Source organism: Caballeronia cordobensis, assembly GCF_001544575.2.
GTDB classification, from domain to species: Bacteria; Pseudomonadota; Gammaproteobacteria; order Burkholderiales; family Burkholderiaceae; genus Caballeronia; species Caballeronia cordobensis.
In genome coordinates, this window is the sequence record NZ_FCNY02000001.1 from 415,795 (window position 1) to 434,474 (window position 18,680).

General features: G+C 62.5%; 19 protein-coding genes and 1 riboswitch. Of the genes, 12 read left to right on the forward strand and 7 right to left on the reverse strand.

The window, feature by feature from the left end; translation table 11 throughout:
- The first annotated feature begins 4 nt into the window (after positions 1-4).
- The 6 genes from AWB70_RS01930 (at position 5) to AWB70_RS01955 (ending at position 4,675) form a co-directional block, all read left to right on the forward strand.
- The gene (locus tag AWB70_RS01930; RefSeq protein ID WP_053567319.1) at positions 5-304 is read left to right on the forward strand and encodes a hypothetical protein; all 300 of its coding nucleotides are present in this window, start codon (positions 5-7) and stop codon (positions 302-304) included.
- A 213-nt stretch (positions 305-517) separates the two neighbouring features.
- Positions 518-1,663 (forward strand): dTDP-4-amino-4,6-dideoxy-D-glucose aminotransferase VioA, encoded by a 1,146-nt coding sequence (gene vioA, locus AWB70_RS01935; RefSeq protein WP_053567318.1) that lies wholly within the window; start codon positions 518-520, stop codon positions 1,661-1,663.
- A 2-nt stretch (positions 1,664-1,665) separates the two neighbouring features.
- Positions 1,666-2,364, forward strand: a complete 699-nt coding sequence (locus AWB70_RS01940; RefSeq protein WP_053567317.1) for a WbqC family protein — start codon at positions 1,666-1,668, stop codon at positions 2,362-2,364.
- Complete coding sequence (locus AWB70_RS01945) at positions 2,361-3,344, forward strand: hypothetical protein (RefSeq protein ID WP_235024125.1); 984 nt, start codon at positions 2,361-2,363, stop codon at positions 3,342-3,344. Before AWB70_RS01940 ends, AWB70_RS01945 begins: the two co-directional genes overlap by 4 nt.
- Positions 3,341-3,892, forward strand: coding sequence for a GNAT family N-acetyltransferase (locus AWB70_RS01950; RefSeq protein WP_045450215.1), 552 nt, complete (start codon positions 3,341-3,343; stop codon positions 3,890-3,892). Before AWB70_RS01945 ends, AWB70_RS01950 begins: the two co-directional genes overlap by 4 nt.
- A gap of 3 nt (positions 3,893-3,895) precedes the next feature.
- Positions 3,896-4,675 carry a phytanoyl-CoA dioxygenase family protein gene (locus AWB70_RS01955; protein WP_053567316.1) on the forward strand — a complete coding sequence of 260 codons (780 nt, stop codon included), beginning with the start codon at positions 3,896-3,898 and terminating at the stop codon, positions 4,673-4,675.
- A 99-nt stretch (positions 4,676-4,774) separates the two neighbouring features.
- Here the strand turns inward: AWB70_RS01955 and AWB70_RS01960 are convergent, their stop codons facing one another.
- From AWB70_RS01960 to AWB70_RS01965, 3 genes are all read right to left on the reverse strand, one after another.
- On the reverse strand, positions 4,775-7,078 hold the full coding sequence (locus AWB70_RS01960) for a tetratricopeptide repeat protein (RefSeq protein WP_053567315.1): 2,304 nt from the start codon (positions 7,076-7,078) through the stop codon (positions 4,775-4,777).
- Between the two features lie 98 nt (positions 7,079-7,176).
- On the reverse strand, positions 7,177-7,380 hold the full coding sequence (locus AWB70_RS38150; RefSeq protein WP_143281593.1) for a hypothetical protein: 204 nt from the start codon (positions 7,378-7,380) through the stop codon (positions 7,177-7,179).
- 26 nt (positions 7,381-7,406) lie between these two features.
- Positions 7,407-8,417 (reverse strand): sodium:calcium antiporter, encoded by a 1,011-nt coding sequence (locus tag AWB70_RS01965; RefSeq protein WP_053567314.1) that lies wholly within the window; start codon positions 8,415-8,417, stop codon positions 7,407-7,409.
- A gap of 89 nt (positions 8,418-8,506) precedes the next feature.
- Positions 8,507-8,686, reverse strand: a riboswitch (yybP-ykoY riboswitch).
- A gap of 178 nt (positions 8,687-8,864) precedes the next feature.
- Between AWB70_RS01965 and AWB70_RS01970 the strand changes: the two genes are divergently transcribed.
- Positions 8,865-10,460, forward strand: coding sequence for an ABC transporter substrate-binding protein (locus AWB70_RS01970; RefSeq protein ID WP_053567584.1), 1,596 nt, complete (start codon positions 8,865-8,867; stop codon positions 10,458-10,460).
- 3 nt (positions 10,461-10,463) lie between these two features.
- Here the strand turns inward: AWB70_RS01970 and AWB70_RS01975 are convergent, their stop codons facing one another.
- Positions 10,464-11,537, reverse strand: coding sequence for an MBL fold metallo-hydrolase (locus tag AWB70_RS01975; RefSeq protein ID WP_053567313.1), 1,074 nt, complete (start codon positions 11,535-11,537; stop codon positions 10,464-10,466).
- A 104-nt stretch (positions 11,538-11,641) separates the two neighbouring features.
- Here AWB70_RS01975 and AWB70_RS01980 point away from each other — a divergent pair, with 104 nt between their 5' ends.
- Genes AWB70_RS01980 through AWB70_RS01995 form a run of 4 tightly spaced genes read left to right on the forward strand, consistent with a single transcriptional unit; the run spans position 11,642 to position 15,887 of the window.
- Positions 11,642-12,064 carry a MerR family transcriptional regulator gene (locus tag AWB70_RS01980; RefSeq protein ID WP_014190170.1) on the forward strand — a complete coding sequence of 141 codons (423 nt, stop codon included), beginning with the start codon at positions 11,642-11,644 and terminating at the stop codon, positions 12,062-12,064.
- Positions 12,065-12,097: 33 nt separating this feature from the next.
- Positions 12,098-13,900, forward strand: coding sequence for a bifunctional isocitrate dehydrogenase kinase/phosphatase (aceK, locus tag AWB70_RS01985; protein WP_014190169.1), 1,803 nt, complete (start codon positions 12,098-12,100; stop codon positions 13,898-13,900).
- A gap of 24 nt (positions 13,901-13,924) precedes the next feature.
- On the forward strand, positions 13,925-14,701 hold the full coding sequence (can, locus tag AWB70_RS01990; protein ID WP_014190168.1) for a carbonate dehydratase: 777 nt from the start codon (positions 13,925-13,927) through the stop codon (positions 14,699-14,701).
- The gene (locus AWB70_RS01995; RefSeq protein WP_053567312.1) at positions 14,694-15,887 is read left to right on the forward strand and encodes an acetyl-CoA C-acetyltransferase; all 1,194 of its coding nucleotides are present in this window, start codon (positions 14,694-14,696) and stop codon (positions 15,885-15,887) included. Before can ends, AWB70_RS01995 begins: the two co-directional genes overlap by 8 nt.
- 37 nt (positions 15,888-15,924) lie before the next feature.
- Here the strand turns inward: AWB70_RS01995 and AWB70_RS02000 are convergent, their stop codons facing one another.
- From AWB70_RS02000 to ubiM, 3 genes are all read right to left on the reverse strand, one after another.
- Positions 15,925-16,341 (reverse strand): type II toxin-antitoxin system VapC family toxin, encoded by a 417-nt coding sequence (locus tag AWB70_RS02000; RefSeq protein WP_053567311.1) that lies wholly within the window; start codon positions 16,339-16,341, stop codon positions 15,925-15,927.
- Entirely contained in the window at positions 16,328-16,588 is a 261-nt protein-coding gene (locus AWB70_RS02005) for a hypothetical protein (RefSeq protein WP_053567310.1), read from the reverse strand. Before AWB70_RS02005 ends, AWB70_RS02000 begins: the two co-directional genes overlap by 14 nt.
- Positions 16,589-16,681: 93 nt before the next feature.
- Positions 16,682-17,911, reverse strand: a complete 1,230-nt coding sequence (gene ubiM / locus AWB70_RS02010; RefSeq protein WP_268760488.1) for a 5-demethoxyubiquinol-8 5-hydroxylase UbiM — start codon at positions 17,909-17,911, stop codon at positions 16,682-16,684.
- Between the two features lie 88 nt (positions 17,912-17,999).
- Here ubiM and AWB70_RS02015 point away from each other — a divergent pair, with 88 nt between their 5' ends.
- On the forward strand, positions 18,000-18,677 hold the full coding sequence (locus tag AWB70_RS02015; protein WP_053567583.1) for an SDR family oxidoreductase: 678 nt from the start codon (positions 18,000-18,002) through the stop codon (positions 18,675-18,677).
- Positions 18,678-18,680: the final 3 nt, after the last annotated feature.

Below are 18,680 nucleotides of genomic sequence, written 5' to 3' on the forward strand. Positions count from 1 at the left end.
ACTCATGGAACAGCATGAAATCGTTCAGCGCGCCTGGGCGCTCACGGAGGCCGTGGAAGCGGCGGTCGGCGCGCAGGACTGGCTGAAGGCCGCCGAGCTCGCGCAGGCGCGCACGCCGCTCGTCATGGCGATCGAAAAGAATCAGTCGGCGGAGGCGCTCGCCGTCATCCGCCGGATTCAGGCTAGCATCGAATCGATGACGGGCCGCGCGGAAGCCGCGCAATCGCTGCTCGGAACGGGCTATCGGCGCGCGATGGATCAGGCTCACGCCGCCGGGCGATATCAGCAGGCCGCGCGGTTCTGACCCGCGCCTGAACGGGCCGGAGCGCCGGCCCCGTTGCACTTCTTCCCTCTCGGGCTGCCTTTCGGCGGCCCGTTTTCATTCGCTCCCCCGCTCGTCTTCACACCGCGCCGCAAGCCTTGAATTGGCGGGTATTTGGCCGCCACATCGCCGCATTGGACACGCGGGATGCATCTCATAATTCTGATCAATTGCAGAAGCGTGAGCCCACCTATCATGACCGCCAGCCTTCCCTTTGAATCCGTCGCCGAGTTGGTTGATGAGCGTCTGTACGTCACCCAGCCGCATCTTCCGCCGCTCAACGAGTTCCTTCCGTATCTGGAGGAAATCTGGTCGAGCAAGGTGCTGACCAACGGCGGGCCGTTTCATCAGCAGCTCGAGAAAGCGCTGTGCGACTATCTCGGCGTGAAATATCTCTCGCTGTTTGCGAACGGCACGCTCGCGCTCGTCACGGCGCTGCAGGCGCACCGCATCACCGGCGAAGTCATCACGACGCCGTATTCGTTCGTCGCGACCGCGCATTCCCTGCTCTGGAACGGCATCAAGCCGGTTTTCGTCGATATCGATCCGAAGACCCTGAACCTCGATCCGAAGCGCATCGAAGAAGCGATCACGCCGCAGACCACGGCCATCATGCCGGTGCATTGTTATGGACACCCGTGCGACGTGGAGGCGATTCAAAAGATCGCCGACAACTACAACCTGAAAGTGATCTACGACTCGGCGCACGCATTCGGCGTGCAGACCGACGCCGGCAGCGTGTTGCAATACGGCGACATGGCCGTTCTCAGCTTCCATGCGACGAAGGTCTTCAACACGTTCGAAGGCGGCGCGATCGTATGCCCCGACGCCAAGACGAAGCAGCGCATCGACCATCTCAAGAACTTCGGCTTCGTGGATGAAGTCACGGTCGTGGCGCCCGGCATCAACGGCAAGATGAGCGAGGTGAATGCGGCGTTCGGGCTGCTGCAGCTTCAATATATCGATGAGGCGCTGGCCGCGCGCAAGCGCATCGACGCGAGTTATCGCGAACTGCTGAGCGGCGTGCCCGGCATTCGATGCCTCGGCGATGCCGGCGAAGCCGTCTCCAACTATTCCTATTTCCCGATTCTGGTCGAGTCCGGCTTCCCGCTGACGCGCGACGCGCTGTATCAGAAGTTCCGCGACCGCGAAGTCATGGTTCGCCGCTACTTCTACCCGCTGATCTCGGATTTCCCGATGTATCGCGGCCTGCCGTCCGCGCATCGCGACAATCTGCCGGTCGCGGCAAAGGCGTCTTCAAGCGTGCTGTGCCTGCCGATCTACCCCGGACTGTCCGATGCCAACATCGGCAGAATCGTCGATATCATCAAGGATTGCTGATCATGAGGCTGGCTATCATGCAGCCTTATTTTTTCCCGTATATCGGCTATTTTCAGCTCGTGGCCGCCGTCGACCGCTTCGTTTTCTATGACGACGTCAACTTCATCAAGAACGGCTGGATCAACCGTAATCGCGTGCTCGACGGCGAGCGCAACCGTTATGTGACCGTGCCGCTGTCGGGCGCGAGTCCGTCGCTGAAGATCAGGGACATTGCCGTGCAGCCGCGAGAAATCTGGCTGCGCAAGATGCTCGAATCGATCCGGCACGCGTATGCGAAAGCGCCGCATTATGCGGCCGTCAGCGCGTTGATCGAGCAGTGCCTCTCGGCGCCTGTCGCGCAGATTTCGGCGCTTGCTTCGCGATCGGTCGTCGATGTCTGTCACTACCTCGATATCGATACGGCGTTCGTCCCCAGCTCGACGCAGTTCGGCAACTCGGAACTCAAGGGCGTGAATCGGGTGCTGGATATTTGCGCGAAGGAGCGCGCCGGGATTTATGTGAATCTCCCGGGCGGCCGCGATCTTTACGATGACGCCACGTTCCGCTCGAACGGCGTCGAACTGGCGTTCGTCGAACCGAATCTGAGCGCGTATGCGCAGTTCGATCATGCGTTTCAGCCTGGCTTGTCCATTCTCGATGTCCTCATGTTCAATAGCAAAGACCGGGTCAGAGCCATGCTTTCGGTAGAGGCTCGTTCGTGAACGCCGCTCCGATGCCGCGCGCGGTTGGCGGATATTTCGAACTGGAACTGCCGCCGGCCCGATCCTTCCTCCATGACAACGCGCTGCGGTTTCAGTCGTCGCGCGCCGCGTTTCTCGCGCTCGTGCGTTCGCTGCGTCCGAAAGCCGTATGGATGCCCTGGTTCATGTGCGACGCGATGCTGGAGCCGCTGCGCATGGCGCGCATACCGGTGAAACGGTACGCGATCGATCGGAACATGCGCCCGCAATCCGTCGATCTGGCGCCAGGCGAATGGATCGTCTACGTGAATTATTTCGGGCTCTGCGATCGTCAGGTCGACGACGTGCTCGACCGCTTTCCGCGCGACCGCGTCGTGATCGACAACGCACAGGCGTTATTCGCGCAGCCTCGCGATTGCCTCGCGACGATCTACTCGCCGCGCAAATTCGTCGGCGTGCCCGACGGCGGCCTGCTCGTGACGCGCGAGCGCATCGACATGCCCGAGGCGAGCGATCGATCATCGATACAACGCTGTGAGCACCTTCTGCGCCGTATCGCGGACGATGCCGAGGCTGGCTACGCCGCCTACGCCGCCGCCGAAGAAAGCCTGAAGAATCAGGAGCCGCTGCGCATGTCGGATCTCACGCAGCGCATGCTCGGCGGCATCGATTTCGATGCTGTGCGTTCGCGGCGCGTCGCGAATTTCAACTATCTGCACGAGCGGCTGCACACGCACAATCGCTCCGCGCTGCACTTCGAGCGCGAGCGGGCTGTTCCGCTTTGCTACCCCTTCTTTGGCGCGCCGGCCGCATTGCGCGATCGCTTGCGGCAACAGCGCATCTACACGCCCACGTATTGGCCCGATGTCGCGGAAGCGAAAGACGCGCCCGAATTCGAACGCGCCATTGCCGCATCCGCGATCTTTTTGCCTTGCGATCAAAGGCTCACGCCTCGCGACCTTGAGCCGATCGTGCAACGTGTTCTGGAGCAGCTCACATGAGCAAAGACGGTATCTTCCTGCGAGAACTGGAGCGCGGCGACCTTTCCACCATTAATGCGTGGCGCGCCGACCGGTCGCTCGTGAGTCTTCTTGGCGGAAACTTCCGTCATGTCGGCCGTGAAATCGACGACAAATGGTTCGACGCTTACCTCGGCTCGCGCGCCAATAACGTGCGGCTCGCCGTCTGCATGGCGAGTTCGGGCGCGCTCATCGGTGTGACGTATCTGCTTGGCATCGACTGGCTCAACCGAAGCGCCGAATTTTCGATACAGATCGGCGCGGAATCCGCGCGCGGCCGGGGAATGGGCGAAGCCGCGGCGCGCTCGATACTCGCGCATGCGTTCACCGACCTCAATCTGCATCGCGTTTCTCTGGACGTGCTGGAAGGCAATGCGCGCGCAATCGCCCTCTACGAGAAGCTGGGCTTTCGCACCGAAGGCCTGCACAGACAGGCTGTTTTCAAAGACGGCCAGTACCTCAATGTCGTTTCAATGGCTCTGCTTTCCACCGACTTCGCCGAGCCATCTTCCGCGCCCGTTGGCGATTAAACAATGAATATCAATGAAGTGGATACTGCCCTTGCCGCGCAAGGCTGGGCAGTCCTGCCGAACATCGTTCGCGCAGACTTGATCGATTCGCTGGTGGCGGCGCTGCCTTCGTCGCTCGAGCGGCGCAACCAGATCAGGCAGCGCAACGGTGTGCTCGACAACACCACCGGCACGCTGCATCACCTGTTGATGGACGATGAATGCTATGTCGGCCTGCTCGACGCGCTTTCCGTCGTCGAGCCGATTCTGAAGCAGTACTTCGGCGGCAACTTCATCCTCAACTCATACGGCGGGGTGGTCAACGAACACGATTCCCGCTCGTATGTGCACCAGGTTCATCGCGACATTCGCTTCGGTTCGGATCACCGCCGTTTCATGCTGAATATTCTCGTGATGCTCGACGACTTCACGCCGGAAAACGGCGCGACCCATCTTCTGTCGCACTCGCAGAATGTGCAGGAGAAGCCGGACGACGAATCGTTCTACAAGGAATCGTCGCGCGCCACGGGCCCGCGCGGTTCGGTTCTCATGTTCGATTCGCGTCTGTGGCACGCCACGGGACGCAATGTGACGCATCTTCCGCGACGGGCGCTGACGCTCACCTTCACGAGCCCGTTCTTCAAGCCGCAGCTCGATTACGCGCGGCAGTTCGGTTATTCGAATATCGACACGTGCAATGGCTGGATGCGTCAGGTGCTGGGTTTCAACGCTCGCGTGCCGGAATCGCTCGACGAATTCTATGTGCCGGTCGAGCAGCGTTTCTATCAGCGCGGGCAAGACTAGCCATTCGTGAAATGCCGTTCGGATTAGCTGAACGGCATTTGCAAAGAGTAAGGCCGTTCTCTCTACCACGAGAACGGCCTTTCTTATTGATTCAAACCATCACGCGCCGGGCGCCGTCGAGACATCGATATGCGAGACCGGCTGCCCCTCGCACCAGCGTTGCCACATGGTTCTGAACGCGCGCGCGACGCCTTGCGCAACCACATCCGGCTGGAAAGCCGCCGACTGAATGCAGCGCTCGCGCAGCCCAAGGCGCAGTTCGTTCAGCGCAGGAAGATCGCTGACGATGGACAACGCCGACTGCACGAAATCATCCTTGTCCTTCGTGACGAAAGACTCGAGACCGACGTGAGACAGCCAGGTCGTCGCGCCGCGGCTGACGAGCGAATTGCCGGCCATCGTGAGGGTCGGCACGCCCATCCAGAGTGCGTTGAGCGTCGTGGTCGATGCGGAGAACGGGAAGGCGTCCAGACACAGATCGACTTGATGGTGCTGCTGAAGATAAACCGCCGTCGCCGAACGCGGCACGAACATCAGCCGGTCTCGCGAAATGCCTTGCTTCGCGAATTGGTCCGCGTAGTGCGCCTCGTCGCTTCGGTCGCCTTCCCTGCGAATGGCGCCGATCAGCATTTTCGATGACGGCATGGCGTGCAGAATCTTCGCCCACAGCGCGATGACTTCGGGGCGCACCTTGTTGATCCGGTTGAAGCTGCCGAAGGTCACGTAGCCGTTATGCAACGCAGGCAGGATATTGACCGGCGGGCAGTTTTCCGGCGCGATGAAAGGCGCGATCGCAGGGAGATGCACGAGCGCTTCGCGGAACTGCTCGGAGGCGAGTTCGAACGGTGCGCAGAAACGGTCGGCGAAGTAATAGTCCATTGCCGCGAGTCCGGTCGTAGCCGGATAACCGATCCACGTCGCCTGCACGGGCGCGGGCTTGCGCACAAAGGTGAGCAAGCGGTTGCGGCCGGTGTGACCCGACAGATCGACCAGAATATCGATGCCGTCCGCCTGAATGGTGCTCGCGAGCCGATCGTCGGACAGTCTCGCCACACGGCGCCATTGCGACGCGCAGCTTTGCAGGCGCTGAGTGTGCGCGTCCTCGACGGTGTGATTCTGATAGACGACAATTTGGAGGCTCGGATCGTTCGCCAGGCTCTTCAACACGGGCAGCACGTAAGACGTGACCGCGTGATTGAAGAGGTCGCCCGAGACGAAACCGATCCGCAATGTCCGGTCCGTCGACCGGTCGATATTCGGGTTCAGCGGCACTCTTTCGATCGATGCCTCATGGCGCTCCGCGAATTTAAGATGCTCCATGTACAGCGACTTCTGATCGATATCGATCCGATGCACCAGGCTGAACAAGAGATTGCTGTGAGACGCGACGTCGTCGGCGTTCAGATCGACGGCATTGCGCAGGCACTCGGCCGCTTCGGTCATTCGGCCCGCTTCGAGCATCAGCATGCCGAGCGTGCCGTGCGTCGCGGGCGAAGTCGGCGCCAGCTCGATGGCCCGCCGGCAGGACGCCGCGGCTTCTTCGAATTTGCCGGTGCCCGCCAGCGCGATGCCCAGAAGACGGTGCGCTTCGGCAACGTCCGCTCGCGCTTCGATGATGGAGCGGCATTCCACTTCCGCCGCGGCGTGCTGTTGCAACACGACGAGCGTATCGGCGAGCAGGACGCGCGTCTGAATATCGTCCGGAATCAGTTCGACGGACTTGCGCAGCGGCGCGACCGAATCGGCATGCCGGCCATCGCGATTGAGCGCTACGCCCAGACAGCGCCAGCTCGCCCCGTCCAGCGCATAACGCTGCGTCAGCGTCTGCGCGATCTTGACCGCATCCTTGAAAGCGCCCTTGTTGAAAGCCTGCGTAAAGCGATTGATATCCTGCGACGACGGGCGGCGCACGCCCTTCATGCCCGCCTTGTTCGGCTTCGATTCCGTGACCGGCGCGCTCGCCGGCTGCGCGGCGCGCGCCAGCGTGAGAACGGGCGCGCCCGTCATTCGTTGAATCAGATGCTCGGCCATCGGCCCGCTCAGCCCGTGCTTCTGGCCGATTTCGAACGCGATCCATGCCGCCTTGTCCTGCTTGTCCTCGATCAGCGCATTGATATAGGCGAACCAGTAGTGACTGTTCTGCGGCATCGCGCCGATGCAGGCTTCGAAATGCGGCAATGCCTTGGAGGGATTTCTCGTCTCGATGTACAGCGTCCCGAGATGAAAGCTCGTGTCCGGCTGGCCGGGCACCGCTTCGAGGATCGTCTGGTAAAGCGTTTCGGCGTCGCTGAATTCGCCGTTCTGGCGGTGCTGTTGCGCCGCTTCCAGAATGACGACGACATCCTGCTGGAATTGTTGTTCAGGCGTCGCGGCTTCCGCGCGCGGCAGATCGAGGCTGTTCATGGTGTGCTTGAGTTACCCGGAGCGTCCGCGCGAGTCGTCGCACGGCCTTGCTGAGTTCATTGAGCGGCAGCATTGCCGGTATCGGGCGAATTATCCGATCAGCGGCGCGGTTTCAAAGCGCGGAGATAAGGCGGGAAACCGCCCCAGTTTCGGCAAATGACGCTGCCTGCGGAAGCCCAAGGCGAGATCATGCGGCGCGTGTCTAAAGTTTTCTTTTTCCGCGCCGATAAACCAGCAAAGAACAACAACGCGCCGATCTGTCGGCGCGCTGCTTCGCTCTCAATGCCCGTTTCGACGGGCATTCTTCTTTCCGGCTTTCAGCGCGGTTTTAGCGCGTCAGGGTCAGCACGAGATACGCGCAGTACAGCACGCCATTGCCGAGCAGCGCCCACAACACAACCCCATTCGCCTTCGCATTGCACCTGAGCCACGCCGCCGCCGCCAACGTGATCAGCACGCCGGTCAAGACTTCGACCCGCGGCTCCCACGGCGTCAGCATGATGCCGATCGCCGGCAGCAGCGTCCCTTGAAAGACCATCGCGCCGGTAATGTTGCCGAATGCGAGCGTGTCCTTGCCGCGCCGCGCCCAGAGAATGCTGTTCACCTTCTCCGGCAGCTCGGTCGCTATCGGAATGATGATGAGCGACAGCAACAGCGCCGAAATGCCCAGCGCCTGCGACACGCCCTCGACCCCGTGAATGAAGCCCTTCGCGCCGCCCACGAGCAGCGCGATACCCACCACGAACTGCAACATGATCGAGCCGAACGACGTCCGCAATCCGAGCCGCGACGCAAACAGCGCCTCGGGCGCTTCCGTGCCGTGCCCGCCCTCGACGAGCTGCGCCGACGCCCTGAACGTCGCGATCACATACACGACGTAAAGCGCGACGAGGCCGACCGCAAACATCGCGCGCACCTGCCACGCATGATGCGGCACGAACATCGCGGCGCAGGCGATCAGAAACGCGATCAGGAAAAAGTTGAGATCGCGCACGAAGCCGCTGCGCTCCGGCATGATCCGGCCGCGCAAACCGCGCGACTTGAGAATCGCGACCGTCATCAGGCAGGTGGAAAGCGTGGCGAGCATGAGCGGCGCGCCGAGGATCGCGCCGACGCCGATCTCCTCGTTGACCGCACGGCTGGGCGTGCCGCCGAGCAACGCGATGATCGGCACGGTCGTCTCCGGCAAGGCCGTGCCGACCGCCGCGAACAGCGATCCGGTCACGCCTTCGGATATGCCGAGCCGCTCGCCGAGATGTTCGAGCGCGTTCGTGAAAAGCTCCGACGCGATCAGAATGATCACGAGCATGAGCGCGAGTTCGATAAAGAGCATCGTCATGCGGCGCCTCGCATCGAAAAAAACGATGGGCGCGCAAGCGTGCGCGAACGACAGGAATGTTGTAGTTGTGGGGACACGGATGATTCCACGGCCGGACGTCGAGCGAACCACGATGCGCCACGCGCCGTCCGGCCAAGAACGACGTTGCGCATCGATGGTCTCGCCAAACCGGTCCGGTCGAACGCGCCACGGCAGCAGAGCCGAGGATGTTGACGCGTTCTCCTTCGCACGCGAAGGAAGGCTACTCCCCAAAGACGGCGCAAGTTTAGCCCGATGCGCCTCGTTTCGGCAAGCCGCGCGCGTGCGATTCGCGCGTCGCATAAGCGTATGCCGATCGAATCGTTGTCGCGGACGGATGCATTCGCTACCCTAGCCGCGCCGGGCGCGCCGCTTGCTGCGCATGCGCCACTTTATCCACGAACAAGAATGAAGATCACGGGAGATCTCATGCGTTTGAAAATTCTCGCCACGGCGACGGCGCTTGCATGCCTCGCCGCGCCGATGCTGGCGATGTCCAAGCCGCTCACGGTCTGCACCGAATCGAGCCCGGACGGTTTCGATGTCGTGCAGTTCAATTCGCTCGTGACGACGAACGCCTCCGCGGACGTCGTCTTCAACACGCTCGTCTCCTACGACGAAGCCGCGAAGAAAGTCGCGCCCTCGCTCGCCGAGAAGTGGGACGTGAGCGCCGACGGCCTGACTTACACCTTCCATCTGCGTCCGAACGTTCAGTTCCAGACGACCGATTACTTCAAGCCGACGCGACCGCTTTCCGCCGACGATGTCGTCTTCACGTTCGATCGCATGCTGTCCGACAGCAATCCGTGGCACAAGATCGCGGGCGCGAGCGGTTTTCCGCACGCGCAGTCGATGGGCCTCGTGAAGCTCATCAAGGCCGTGACGAAAGTCGACGACCGCACCGTGAAATTCGAGCTCAACGAGCCGAACGCGACCTTCGTGCCGATCCTCACGATGGGCTTCGCATCGATCTACTCAGCGGAATACGCGGACAAGCTGCTGAAGGCGAACCAGCAAACCGATCTGAACAGCAAGCCGATCGGCACCGGCCCGTTCGTGCTCAAAAGCTACACGAAGGATTCGATCATTCGCTACGACGTCAATCCGTCGTACTGGGGCACGAAACCGAAAGTCGATCGCCTGATCTACGCGATCACGCCCGATGCCGCCGTGCGCGCGCAGAAGATCAAGGCCGGCGAATGCCAGATCGCGCTGTCGCCCAAGCCGCAGGACGTCATCGACGCGAAGAAGGACACGTCGCTGAAAGTCAGCGAAGCGCCCGCGTTCATGACGGCGTTCGTCGCGCTCAACACGCAAAAGAAGCCGCTCGACAATCCGAAGGTGCGTCAGGCGATCAACATGGCGTTCGATCGCACGACGTATATGAAGACCGTGTTCGACAACACGGGCACGGCCGCCGTGAATCCGTACCCGCCGAATACCTGGAGCTACGACAAGAACATCGCGGCGTACAAATATTCCGCGAATGACGCGAAGAAGCTGCTCGCCGACGCGGGCTTTCCGAATGGCTTCGACACGACCATCTGGGTGCGTCCGAACGGCAGCGTGCTCAATCCCAATCCGAAGGCCGGCGCGGAGTTGCTGCAGGCCGATCTCGCGAAGATCGGCGTGAAGGCGCAGGTGAAGATCATCGAATGGGGTGAACTGATCAAAGAGGCGAAGCAAGGCCAGCACGACATGCTGTTCATGGGCTGGGCCGGGGACAACGGCGACCCGGACAACTACATGTCGCCGCTCTTCAGTTGCAATGCCGTGAAGTCGGGCATCAACTTCGCGCGCTTTTGCGATCCGCAGCTCGACAAGCTCATTGCCGACGGCAAGGCCACCGCGGATGTCGCCCAACGCACGAAAGCGTATGTCGACGCGCAGAAGATCATCCACGATCAGGCGCTGTGGATTCCGCTCGTGTATCCGACTGCGGCCGCGCTTACGCGCGCGAACGTCAGCGGCTATAGCGTGAGTCCGTTCGGGCGCGTGAACTTCGGCGGCGTGTCGGTGCAGTGAGGATCAGGCCGGCGAGAAGCGGATCACGCCGTCATCGCCGGTCTTGCGCTTGAGGGTTCCATCGAGCCAGAGCAGATTCAGATGCGCGAGCGCTTCGCCGAGCGCGAACGTCATCTGATGAATGTCGAGCTTGCGCTTGAACATGATCGGCACGATATCGGCGGCGCTGCACGGTTGCTGCGCGCACGCCTCGCGCACTTCCGCCAGCCGCGCGCGATGATGCTCCCGCAATTGCCCGATGCGCGTCGCGACGCCGCGAAACGGCTTGCCGTGCGAGGGCAGCGCGAGCGTATCGGCGGGCATCGTTTCGTAGCGGCCGAGCGATTCCAGATAGAGCGCGAGCGGATTGCCTTCCGGCTCGACCGCGAACACGGAGACGTTCGTCGAGATGCGCGGCAAGACCATGTCGCCGGAAATCAGCAGTTTGTCCGCGGCAGAGAACAGCGCGGTGTGTTCGGGTGAGTGTCCGTAGCCCGTCACCACTTCCCATTCGCGCGCGCCGATCCTGATGACATCGCCGTTGCGGATACGCCGGTATTCCGCCGGAATCGACGGCACGAGCGTCGGATAGTAGCTGTCCCGGCCGCGCAAAGCATCGAGCGAGGCTTCGTCCGTCAGACCGTGCGCCGCGAAATGCGCCGCCGCGCGCGCGCCGCCCGCGTTGGAGCCGTCGCCCGCTGCCATCACGCGGCCCATCGCGTATTCGCCGAGCGAAATCCACAGGCGCACGTTCCAGCGCGCCTTGTCGCCGCCCTTGCACAGCCAGTCCGCCAGCCCGAGATGATCCGGATGGCAATGCGTGACGATCACGCGCAGCACCGGCAAGCTGTCGAGCGCGGTATCGAACACGCGCTCCCAGTTCGCGCGGATGCTGTCGCTCGAAATGCCGCAATCGACGATGGTCCAGCCCTTTTCACCGTCGATTTCATCGCGCAGCAGCCAGAGATTGATGTGATCGAGCGCGAACGGCAGGGGCATGCGCAGCCAGAACACGCCCGGCGCCACTTCCCTGACGCCGCCGGATTCGGGCAATGCATCGGCGAAAACATAGTCGAGCTGGTGTTCGAGTGCGTTCATTCGGTGCCGTCTCCGGGTTTGCGCCGCGTTGCAATTTGGCTAAGTTGACGATAACGTAAACGTCCATTCTAACGTTGCGCGCGTTTTTGCGCTGTCCGCCCGCGATGACTCAACCGACGCACTATACGATCACCGAACTGGCGCGCGAATTCGACATCACGCCGCGGGCGATTCGCTTTTACGAAGATCAGGGCCTGCTCGCGCCGAAACGCGAAGGCTCGAACGGCCTGCGGCGCGTGTATTCGCCGCGCGACCGCACGCGCCTGAAGCTCACGCTGCGCGGCAAGCGCCTGGGCTTCACGCTGTCGGAGATTCGCACGCTGCTCGATCTCTACGATTCGCCCACCGGCACCGCGACGCAGCTTCAGGCGTTCGTCGATACGATCGCCGCGCATCGCGAAGTGCTGACGCGCCAGCTCGAAGACCTGAACACGACGCTCGCCGAGCTCGCCGCCTACGAGGAACAGGGCCGCGCGCTGCTCGCTTCGGGCGCCGACAAGCGCACGCGCAAGCCGAAAGCCGCGTGATCCGACGCCGTTACGAAGCGCAGGGCCGACGACATGAATCACTTTCCCAAGCTGCTCTCGTCGCAAATCGGCTTCGATGTCGCGAAGACGATACTCGAAGGCTTCGAGCACCACTACCGCGTGTTCCGCGAGGCCGCGATCGAGGCGAAGACGCTGTTCGAGCGCGCACAATGGCATGCGGTGCAGCAGCTTGCGCGCGACCGCATCACGTCGTATGACGATCGCGTCGCGGAGTGCGTGGCGCTGCTCGAAGACGAATACGACGCCGAGAATATCGACGACGACGTCTGGCAGCAGATCAAGCTGCATTACATCGGCTTGCTGACGACGCACCGCCAGCCGGAATGCGCCGAAACGTTCTTCAACTCGGTGTGCTGCAAGATCCTGCATCGTTCGTATTTCAACAACGATTTCATTTTCGTGCGGCCGGCGATCTCGACCGAATACATCGAGAACGACGAGCCCGCCGCGAAGCCCACGTATCGCGCGTATTACCCGGAGCGCGACGGCCTCGCCGCGACGCTGGAACGCATCGTCACCAATTTTCAGCTGGAGCCGCATTTCGAGGATTTGCCGCGCGACGTGCAATGCGTGATGCAGGCGCTGCAGGACGAGTTCGGCAATCTCACGCCCGCGCCGAATTTTCAGATTCACGTGCTGTCGTCGCTGTTCTTTCGCAACAAGGCGGCGTATGTCGTCGGGCGCATCATCAACGGCGATGCGCTCCTGCCTTTCGCCATCGCGATCCGGCACACGTCGCCCGGCCTGCTCGCGCTCGATACCGTGCTGCTGACGCGCGAGCAGGTGCTCATCATCTTCAGCTTCTCGCACTCGTATTTTCTCGTCGACATGGAAGTGCCGTCGGCGTTCGTGCAGTTCCTCGCCACCATCATGCCGCGCAAGCCGAAGGCGGAGATCTATACGTCGGTGGGTTTGCAGAAGCAGGGCAAGAACGATTTCTATCGCGACCTGCTGCATCATCTGTCGCATTCGAGCGATAAGTTCATCGTGGCGCCGGGCATCAAGGGCCTCGTGATGATCGTCTTCACGCTGCCTTCGTTTCCGTATGTGTTCAAGCTCATCAAGGACGCATTTCCGCCGCCGAAGGAAACCACGCGCCAGAAGATCCAGGACAAGTATCAGCTCGTGAAGCGGCATGACCGGCTGGGCCGCATGGCCGATACGCTCGAATATTCGAGCGTCGCGCTGCCCGTCGCGCGTCTCGACGACGCGCTCATCCGCGAACTCGAAAACGAAGCGCCTTCGATGATCGAATACGAAGGCGAGAATCTCGTCATCGGGCACGTGTATATCGAGCGCCGCTTGCTGCCGCTCAATCTGTTTCTGCAAAACGCGAGCGCCGACGAAATCGATCACGGCATCAAAGAGTATGGCGATGCGATCAAGCAGCTGATTCAGGCGAACATCTTTCCCGGCGACATGCTGTACAAGAACTTCGGCGTGACACGCCACGGCCGCGTGGTGTTCTACGACTACGACGAAATCGAGTACCTGACCGATTGCAACGTGCGCCGCGTCCCGCCGCCGCGCTTCGAGGAAGACGAGATGTCCGGCGAACCGTGGTATACCGTCGGGCCGCACGATATCTTCCCCGAGACGTACGGCACGTTTTTGCTCGGCGATCCGCGCGTGCGCGAGGCGTTCATGCGCCATCACGCGGATTTCTTCGACCCCGCGCTCTGGCAGCATCACAAGGAACAACTGCAGCGCGGCGAACTCGCCGATTTCTTTCCCTATGACCGGGAAGTCCGATTCTGCATCCGTTATCCGGAGCGCTTCGAGCTGCCCGGCCGACCGGACGCGCGCGCCGCCTGAGCGCGTGCGTCCCCGCATTACTCAATGAACATGAACGAAAGCAACGACAACAATCCCCTCGCCCATCTGTTCGCGAACAACCAGAACTGGGTCGCGCACAAGCTCGACGAAGACGCGAAATTCTTCGAGCGGCTCGCGCATCAGCAGACGCCCGAATATTTGTGGATCGGCTGCGCGGATTCGCGCGTGCCGGCGAACGAGATCATCGGCTTGCCTCCGGGCGAGGTGTTCGTGCATCGGAACATCGCGAACGTGGTCGTGCATTCGGATCTCAACTGTCTCTCGGTGATCCAGTTCGCCGTCGATCTGCTGAAGGTGAAGCACATCATGGTCGTCGGCCATTACGGCTGTTCGGGCGTGGGCGCGGCGCTGGTCGGGCGGCGCGTCGGTCTCGCGGATAACTGGCTGCGTCACGTCGAGGACGTGCGCGAAAAGCACGCCGCGCTGCTCGAAGACTGGCCGATCGGCGACGCGCGGCATCGCCGGCTCGTCGAGCTGAACACGATCGAGCAGACCATCAACGTATGCCGCACGACCGTCGTCAACGATGCCTGGGCGCGCGGACAAGAACTCACCGTGCATGGCTGGACTTACGGCGTGCACGACGGCCGCCTGCGCAACATGGGCATGATGATCGGCGGCCAGGAGGAGATCGATCCGGTGTACCGGTCGTGCATCGCCGCGTTGACGCGCGGCGGCGCGCATCCCACGGAAAACGACGTGCTCGCGTCCGATGCGGCCCGTCTGGGAGACGTTCCCGGCGTCATTCGAGACGTCATCAAGGAGATGAAACATGAGTGAGACACAGAAAGATCCAATCGTTATTGTTTCGGCGGCGCGCACGCCGATGGCCGCGTTCCAGGGCGATTTCGCCGCGCTGACCGCGCCGCAACTCGGCGCTGCGGCGATTGCCGCGGCGATCGAACGCGCGGGCGTGAAGCCCGAGCAGATCGATGAGGCGATCATGGGCTGCGTGCTGCCCGCGGGACAAGGCCAGGCGCCCGCGCGTCAGGCCGCGCTCGGCGCGGGGCTGCCGCTCTCGACCGGCTCGACGACTGTCAACAAGATGTGCGGCTCCGGCATGCGCGCCGCGATGTTCGCGCACGACATGCTGCTCGCCGGCTCGGTCGATGTGATCGTCGCGGGCGGCATGGAGAGTATGACGAACGCGCCGTATCTGCTGCCGAAAGCGCGCGGCGGCATGCGCATGGGGCATGGCCAGGTGCTCGATCACATGTTCCTCGACGGCCTCGAAGACGCGTACGAGAAAGGCCGTTTGATGGGCACGTTCGCGGAGCAATGCGCGTCGTCGTATGCGTTTTCGCGGGAATCGCAGGATGCGTTCGCGATCGAATCGCTGCGGCGCGCGCAGCGGGCGAACGAGGACGGCTCGTTCAAGTGGGAGATCGCGCCGGTGACGGTGCAGGGCAGGAAGGGCGATGTCGTCGTCGAGCGCGACGAGCAGCCGTTCAAGGCCAACATCGAAAAGATTGCCTCGCTCAAGCCGGCGTTCGCGAAAGACGGCACGGTGACGGCGGCGAATTCGTCGTCGATCTCGGACGGCGCTGCGGCGCTGGTGATGATGCGGGAATCGACGGCGTCGCGGCTCGGCGTGAATCCGGTTGCGCGCGTCGTCGGGCATAGCACGTTCGCGCAGCAGCCGGCGTTGTTCACCACGGCTCCCGTGGGCGCCATTCGCAAGCTGTTCGACAAGAACGGCTGGCGCGCGGGCGATGTCGATCTTTACGAGATCAACGAGGCGTTCGCCGTCGTGACGATGGCCGCGATGCGCGAGCACGATCTGCCGCACGACAAGGTCAATGTGAATGGTGGCGCTTGCGCGCTCGGGCATCCGATCGGCGCTTCGGGCGCGCGGATTCTTGTTACGTTGATCGGGGCGTTGAAGGCGCGTGGGCTGAAGCGTGGGGTGGCGAGTTTGTGTATCGGTGGCGGGGAGGCTACGGCGATGGGGGTGGAGCTGGTTTGAGGCTTTGTTTGGGCGGCCCGGGAGACGCCGGGCCGGTTCAATCGAACGGATTGAGCGTTTTGACGCCCGCGATCTTGAAATCCTTCTCGTTGCGCGTCACGACCGTCAGGTTGTGAACCAAAGCCGTCGCGGCGATGAGCTTATCCAAGGCGGGCTCGGCGTGCGGCACGCGAAGCCGCCCCCAGAGTCTGCCTATCTCGACGTTCACCAGCAGGATTTTTTCGGCGTACGCCTCGAAAACACCTTCGGTCCAGGCTTCGATCGTTGCGGCCTGCTTCGCATCGCCCTTGTTGCGCAGGCGAAAGACGCCTCGCCGGAGTTCCGCAACCGTGACGACCGAAAGATGAACGGTTTCACCTTCGAGCCTGCTTCGACGAAAGAACGCGCGCACGCCATTGTTCGCACGTTCTTCCCTGCGAGTCTCGCTGATGACGTTCGTGTCAGCGAGATACATCCAGCGCTCCTTTTGCGATCAACTCCCGCTCCAGACTACGATCGAAAATCCAATCTTCGACGTCGACCGCTGGAAAACTCAGAAGCGCGTCGATGAACGCGGCCTCGTCGATATCGACCTTATGCCCCATGCGGCGCCGGACTTCGAGCTCGATTTCCCGCTCCTTGGCTGCGCGCTCCTGAATCTCGCGTAACTCCTCCGGAGTTAAGTTCCAAGGGTACTCTTGCTGGACGATCTTTCCAGACATATTCGGCTCCTTCTCGACATTGCGACAGCCATCACTCTATCGAACCCGCCCGAAAGATACCTAGTCATCCAAACGAAATAGGCTAAATCTCACTCACCCCGCCAACGACGTCGCCACTACGCGCTTGAACGGCGTCAATCGCTCGCCGATCCGCAGCATCGCATCGCGCGCAATCCTCGCCGGCAGCGAATCGCGCGTATACACCTCCGTGATGAACCGCGTAATCAGATAAAGCGGCCGCGTCGCCTGCCTGTGTTCCCGCTCATACCGCGCGAGCAGCGCATCGCTCGCGATATCCAGCCCCGCCGCGCGCGCATCCGCGATCGCACTCGCCAACGTTTCTATGCCCGCCAGCCCGAAGTTGAACCCGTGCGCCGTCACCGGATGCATGCCGACCGCCGCATCGCCGGCCGTCGCAAAACGCTTCGCCACGAAGCGCTTCGGATAAACCGACACGAGCGGATAAACATGCCGCGTCGAGCGCAGCGACATTGCGCCGAGGCGTCGTTCGAAACGGCGTTCGATCTCGCGATCGAAAGCATCGGCATCGAGCTGATTCAGTTGTTCGATCTCGCGCGCGCCGAGCGTCACCACGACCGACGATCGATGCGCGCCGCTCTGCGGATCGGCATTCATCGGCAAAAGCGCGAGCGTCTGCCGATGGCCGAACCATTCCCACGCTGCGTGATCGTGCGGCGCGTCGTGCGTCATGCAGCACACGAGCATCGACTTGCCGAAATCGTGCATCTCGGCGGCGATGCCCATCATGCGGCGCGTCGCGGAGAAACGGCTGTCCGCCGCCACGACCAGTTGCGCCGTGAGCGTCGCGCCGCTTTCGAGCCGCACGCGCGCGCCGCACGCGTCGGTATCGACATCGGTCACGCGTTCCGACGCCATCACGCGAATCGCCGCGCCCGAATCGCGAAGATGCTCGACCGCCTCGAACGCCGCGCGCCGGATCAGATGGTTCGATACCAGCCAGCCGAGTTCGGCGTGCCCGCTCAAGGCGTGGCCGATCTTCATCGAGAACGGCGACGATCCGTTGAAGACACGCGCGTCGGCAAGCTGCGATTTCGCGTGCGCATCGATGCGCTCCCACGCGCCGAGCGTCTTCAGGTACGCGACGGATTTTTGCGTCAAGGCGATCTCGCGCCCGTCGAAGGCGGGCTCGCCCAGCGCATCGATACGCTGCTGCTCGACGAGCACGATCGACAAACCTGTGCGGCTCAACGCATTCGCGAGACACAAGCCGGCCGGCCCCGCGCCGACGATCACGACATCGGTATGCATCATCTTCGTGGTCTTACGTATTCGAAAGCGCACAACGATAGCCGAAACGCCGGCGAACGCGGCGCGACAGCGGGTCGCGCGCTATAGTCGCAAGGTCGCCCACACACGGAATGGTTCGCTCATGAAAACGGTATTGATCGTCGGCGCGTCGCGCGGTCTCGGCCACGAGTTCGCCCGCGAATATGTCCGCGACGGCTGGCGCGTGCTCGCCACGGCCCGCGACAAAGCCTCGCTCTCCGCGCTCGACGCGATGGGCGCGCAAACCTTCCCCCTCGACGTCACGCAACCCGAGCAGATCGCCGCGCTCGCATGGCAGCTCGACGAAGAAAAGCTCGACGTGGCGATCGTCGTGTCGGGCGTGTACGGCCCGCGCACGGAAGGCGTCGAGTCCATCGCCGCGGAGGATTTCGATCAGGTGATGCACACCAACGTGCGCGGCCCGATGCAGCTGATTCCCGTGCTCCTGCCGCTCACCGATGCCGCCGGCGGCGTGCTCGCGGTCGTGTCGAGCAAGATGGGCAGCATCGCCGAGGCAAGCGGCACGACCGGCTGGCTGTATCGCGCGAGCAAGGCGGCGCTCAATTCGGCGCTGAAGTCGGCGGCGCTGGAATCGCGCCATTCGGCGTGCATCGCGCTGCATCCGGGCTGGGTGCGCACGGAGATGGGCGGGCCGTCGGCGGCAATCGACGTTGCGCACAGCGTCTCGGGCATGCGCGCGGTCATCGCCGAAGCGGGCGCGCTGCGCGAACAGTTCAACGGCACCTTCGTGCAGTACGACGGCACGAAGATCGAATGGTGAAAC

Coding starts and splice junctions, on each gene's coding strand:
- AWB70_RS01950 (WP_045450215.1), top strand. CDS start 3,341: ATGAGCAAAGACGGTATCTTCCTGCGAGAACTGGAGCGCGGCGACCTT.
- AWB70_RS01960 (WP_053567315.1), bottom strand. CDS start 7,078: ATGAACAGCCTCGATCTGCCGCGCGCGGAAGCCGCGACGCCTGAACAA.
- AWB70_RS02000 (WP_053567311.1), bottom strand. CDS start 16,341: ATGTATCTCGCTGACACGAACGTCATCAGCGAGACTCGCAGGGAAGAA.
- AWB70_RS01930 (WP_053567319.1), top strand. CDS start 5: ATGGAACAGCATGAAATCGTTCAGCGCGCCTGGGCGCTCACGGAGGCC.
- aceK (WP_014190169.1), top strand. CDS start 12,098: ATGAATCACTTTCCCAAGCTGCTCTCGTCGCAAATCGGCTTCGATGTC.
- can (WP_014190168.1), top strand. CDS start 13,925: ATGAACATGAACGAAAGCAACGACAACAATCCCCTCGCCCATCTGTTC.
- vioA (WP_053567318.1), top strand. CDS start 518: ATGACCGCCAGCCTTCCCTTTGAATCCGTCGCCGAGTTGGTTGATGAG.
- AWB70_RS01995 (WP_053567312.1), top strand. CDS start 14,694: ATGAGTGAGACACAGAAAGATCCAATCGTTATTGTTTCGGCGGCGCGC.
- AWB70_RS01965 (WP_053567314.1), bottom strand. CDS start 8,417: ATGACGATGCTCTTTATCGAACTCGCGCTCATGCTCGTGATCATTCTG.
- AWB70_RS01975 (WP_053567313.1), bottom strand. CDS start 11,537: ATGAACGCACTCGAACACCAGCTCGACTATGTTTTCGCCGATGCATTG.
- AWB70_RS38150 (WP_143281593.1), bottom strand. CDS start 7,380: ATGCCCGTCGAAACGGGCATTGAGAGCGAAGCAGCGCGCCGACAGATC.
- AWB70_RS01940 (WP_053567317.1), top strand. CDS start 1,666: ATGAGGCTGGCTATCATGCAGCCTTATTTTTTCCCGTATATCGGCTAT.
- AWB70_RS01970 (WP_053567584.1), top strand. CDS start 8,865: ATGCGTTTGAAAATTCTCGCCACGGCGACGGCGCTTGCATGCCTCGCC.
- AWB70_RS01955 (WP_053567316.1), top strand. CDS start 3,896: ATGAATATCAATGAAGTGGATACTGCCCTTGCCGCGCAAGGCTGGGCA.
- AWB70_RS02005 (WP_053567310.1), bottom strand. CDS start 16,588: ATGTCTGGAAAGATCGTCCAGCAAGAGTACCCTTGGAACTTAACTCCG.
- AWB70_RS01980 (WP_014190170.1), top strand. CDS start 11,642: ATGACTCAACCGACGCACTATACGATCACCGAACTGGCGCGCGAATTC.
- AWB70_RS02015 (WP_053567583.1), top strand. CDS start 18,000: ATGAAAACGGTATTGATCGTCGGCGCGTCGCGCGGTCTCGGCCACGAG.